Source organism: Streptomyces hygroscopicus subsp. hygroscopicus (genome assembly GCF_030269125.1).
In the GTDB taxonomy this organism is placed as follows: Bacteria; Actinomycetota; Actinomycetes; order Streptomycetales; family Streptomycetaceae; genus Streptomyces; species Streptomyces hygroscopicus_C.
In genome coordinates, this window is record NZ_BSSM01000071.1 from 1 (window position 1) to 354 (window position 354).

Sequence of the window (354 nt, forward strand, 5' to 3'; positions counted from 1 at the left end):
CCTTGAACGGCATGCCGTTGACCTGGTTGTACGAGTGGGCGTCGACCAGGTACTTCGCCCGGATCAGGGTGGCGAGCTGCCCGAGGTTCATCTCCGGTACCACCACCTTGTCGTACCGGGCGAGCACGCTGCCGAGGTTGGCGGGGAAGGGGTTGAGGTGGCGCAGGTGGGCCTGGGCGATCCGGCCCCCGCCGGCCCGTACGCGCCGCACGGCCGCGGTGATCGGCCCGTAGGTGGAACCCCAGCCGAGGACGAGGGTCGTCGCGCCGTGCGGGTCGTCCACCTCCAGGTCCGGGACCTCGATGCCGTCGATCTTGGCCTGGCGGGTGCGGACCATGAAGTCGTGGTTGGCCG

The 354-nt window shown here is 70.3% G+C and carries 1 pseudogene; it reads right to left on the reverse strand.

The features are described from left to right. Positions 1-354: pseudogene (locus tag QSK45_RS38140) on the reverse strand (2-oxoacid:acceptor oxidoreductase subunit alpha); the annotation flags it as partial.